Origin of the sequence: Bacteroides sp. UBA939 (genome assembly GCF_002293435.1) — a bacterium.
Lineage (GTDB): Bacteria > Bacteroidota > Bacteroidia > Bacteroidales > Bacteroidaceae > Bacteroides.
On sequence record NZ_DBDF01000084.1, the window covers coordinates 4,372 to 7,676 of the forward strand.

The 3,305-nt window shown below is 43.8% G+C and carries 2 protein-coding genes; one reads left to right on the plus strand and one right to left on the minus strand.

Annotated features, from left to right (window positions below; translation table 11 throughout):
* Positions 1 to 159: 159 nt before the first annotated feature.
* On the minus strand, positions 160 to 2,166 hold the full coding sequence (locus B2Z67_RS06010) for a helix-hairpin-helix domain-containing protein (protein ID WP_291528911.1): 2,007 nt from the start codon (positions 2,164 to 2,166) through the stop codon (positions 160 to 162).
* Between the two features lie 109 nt (positions 2,167 to 2,275).
* On the opposite strand from B2Z67_RS06010, the gene B2Z67_RS06015 reads away from it, so the two are divergent.
* Positions 2,276 to 2,881: a DUF4294 domain-containing protein gene (locus B2Z67_RS06015; RefSeq protein ID WP_291528912.1), complete on the plus strand. Its 606-nt coding sequence runs from the start codon at positions 2,276 to 2,278 to the stop codon at positions 2,879 to 2,881.
* The last annotated feature ends 424 nt before the right edge of the window (positions 2,882 to 3,305 follow it).

Genomic DNA, 3,305 nt, shown 5'->3' on the forward strand with positions numbered 1-3,305 from the left:
TCCCGGGAGGAGGAGAATAGAGATACTCCGCATTCATCCCCCCCTACTCCGCATTCATCCCCCTACTCCGCATTCACCCCCCTACTCCGCATTCACCCCCCTACTCCGCATTCGTCCCCCTACCCATTCAAAATTCATAATTGCAAAGCTCCGCACAAGCTACATCCTCAACCGAAGCTGCAACTGCAAGTCCGCCTTCTTATTTCCCCGTATCAAGTCATTGCCCGAACCGATAACCTCACGATCCTGATAAATAGTCTGCCCGATTTTAACAAGAAACATCAAGTCTTTGCTTACATCATACCGCGCAAAAGCCGAAAAGCGAAACCCACGCCCGTAAAACGAAGGCGTATAAAAACTATAAAGCAACCCCTTTTCAGAAGCATATACACGCGAATCATAATCGTCCGTATGAAAATAACTCCCCTGCACAGATACCTTCAACGGAAAAGAGAAAAGATACGAACAAGACTGTGTAAACTGATACCCCTGACTTCCTTTCAGCCCGCGAGAGTGAAAATGATTATAATCCACCGTAGTTCGCAACTGCATATTATCCGGCGAGTAAGTAAACCGATACCGCAAACGATGATGATAAACAGGAAGAATAACCCCGCCGCCCGTACCCGTCACATCCCTTTCCTTCCGCTTATAACGGTAATTGATATACATGGATAAATTCCGCTTCGGAGAATACAAGGACTGGAACATGCCATCCACACCTTGCGACGGCTTACTGATGCGGTATTTCCACCACGGAAAAGAGAACAAATCCACTGAAGCAAAGAACCTCCAATGCTTGAAAGGCGCCGCCTCAGCCGCCAGATACCAACCGTTTTCATTCTGCGGTGTACTACTCTCACCGAAAGAACTGCCATACATCGCCCAGTAATCATGCGAATAATACCTGTGAACAAGCAACAGTTGATACCCGGCCGATACATTATATTTCAACCGGTTCAGCAACGCATACCCCTTCTTTCCCATAGCCGCTTCGCCCGTCAAGGTAAAGCGGTTCAGGCGATATTTATAATCAATACCCGCATTATAGAAGTGATTCCCTTGCAGATTGTATTTGGCGTATGTCCTTAATTCCGGACGGTAAGGATGGTTGAAGAAGTAGTAAACTCCCGTCAGCCCTACTTTCAGATTGTTCCTGTCGTAATTAATATTCCCACCCATTAACTGCATGGAGAAAGCATTCACTTTATCCGCTTCTTTCACCGTACGATGCAATCCAGCCTTATCAATAGACGTGATTTCATCCCCTTCCGTCACCCCATCCATAGAACGATGCGAGTAAAAACCGGATATATGAAGCGCGGGAATAACCTCCACCGTTGCCGCCGCTCCCCGGAAATAATTGTATTCATCCGTAGAACTATGTTTCCGGATACCGCCCGCACGACTGTCGACCGTTGAAAGAGAATAAGTCTTTCCCAACCGGAAATCAGTACTCATCACCAGTCCCTGACCGAAACTCAACCGGTAGTTTCCCAGCGCCAAAGTTTTCAGCCGCCCCAGGTTGCGAAGAATGAAATAAGCGGAATAATGATCATATCCCTTCGCGTTGTGTAAAGCGAAGAAAGGCTCTCCGGCATCTTTTTCGGCAGTAACTCCCATTTGCAGATAGTCTCCATAACGATATCCATACTTCACAGAATGATACGACGAAGGCCCTAAATAACTTTTCCGGTATCCCTCACGCGTATAAAAAGGTATATCAAGGCGAGACAATACTTCCTGCTTACCATATTTCAACAGAGCCTTCAGCCGCGGATAACCTTCCTTTCCCGCCAAAGGACGAACGCAAACAAAAGGAAGCAGCAAGTCGATGGTATGCTTGTCCATCTCCTCCACCAACTGCAATTCATATACGGTCTGCATCTCTCCATGAATATAGATATAAGCCAGGATATTCTCAATCTGAATGTCCGTCAGAAAAGGAAATTGTTCCAACTCCTGTTTGGTAACAGCATTGATATTGACAGGTTCCTGCAGGCGGTTTGAAAGTTCCTCAAGTTCATCTTCCCAGTTTCTTTCTTCTTCGTCCATGGAGAGTTGCTCTATGTTTTCTTCCCAAAGGGAAACAACCGTGTTTTGAGCTTCAAGTACAGGAGACATGAACAGTACACCCAGGAAAACTCTCCATTTAAGCAATTTCATCCGTGTAAATAAGTTTAATAGGGCACGAAATTACCATAAATAAGTTAACACAACAAGGAAAAGAGTGGTAATCAAGCAAAATATAAAGATAAACAGTTAATTTTGTGACATGAACGCATGGCTTAAAATACCACTCATTACTATATTCCTTCTATTGGGTACGCTTCTTTGCCGGGCGCAAGAGACAAACTCTCAAATAAGAGGATACTTAGTTCCTATGTGCGTTTACCAGGGAGATACCATTCCATGCGTACAAACTCCGACCGTTTACATTTTTAAGCCTCTGATATTCAAGAACAAGAAACAGCAAAACGAATACAACAGATTGGTGTATAACGTAAAGAAAGTGCTTCCCATCTCTAAAGAAATCAACCGTGCAATTATCGAAACTTACGAGTACATGCAAACGCTTCCTACCGAAAAGGAACGCCAAAAGCACATCAAACTCGTAGAGAAAGGGTTGAAACAGCAATATACTCCCCGCATGAAGAAACTCTCCTTTTCACAGGGGAAGTTATTAATAAAGTTAGTAGACCGCCAAAGTAACCAGACTTCTTATGAGCTGGTGAAAGCATTCATGGGGCCATTCAAGGCAGGTTTCTACCAAACTTTCGCTTCCTTATTCGGCGCCAGCCTCAAGAAAGAATATAATCCCACCGGAGAAGATGCATTGGTGGAACGGGTTATATTGTTAGTGGAAAACGGGCAGCTTTAACCTGAATTATTCATGCTTCAGGAGTGAGAGGAGTTAAAGGAGTTATCAGCCAACAAGTTAGTTTATCCTATATTATTCATAGTGTAAGTACTTCGTTTACTATAAATGATAATTTAGCGAAGAATGGATACGCGGACGACACGGATTAAACGGACGAACGCGGATTTTTTTCTTAAATAATAATTTAGCGGTGATTCAAACACAGAGACACTGAGGCACAGAGTTCTCTTTAGCACTGCCTTGAACAGAGAAGCACAGAGTTCTTTTCTTTTTTATAGAACACAGAGACACAGAGGCACAGAGTTTTTTCTCTGCGACGTAGTCGCTCTCTCTCTGTGTACTCTTATTCAGGTTCTTTTCTTAAAAGAAAGATAAGACTCTGTGTGTCTGTGACTCTGTGTTCAAGCATAAATTCTCATTTATG

Bases quoted from the DNA above. Each gene is read 5' to 3' on its own strand.
- B2Z67_RS06010 (WP_291528911.1), bottom strand. From the start codon at position 2,166: ATGAAATTGCTTAAATGGAGAGTTTTCCTGGGTGTACTGTTCATGTCT.
- B2Z67_RS06015 (WP_291528912.1), top strand. From the start codon at position 2,276: ATGAACGCATGGCTTAAAATACCACTCATTACTATATTCCTTCTATTG.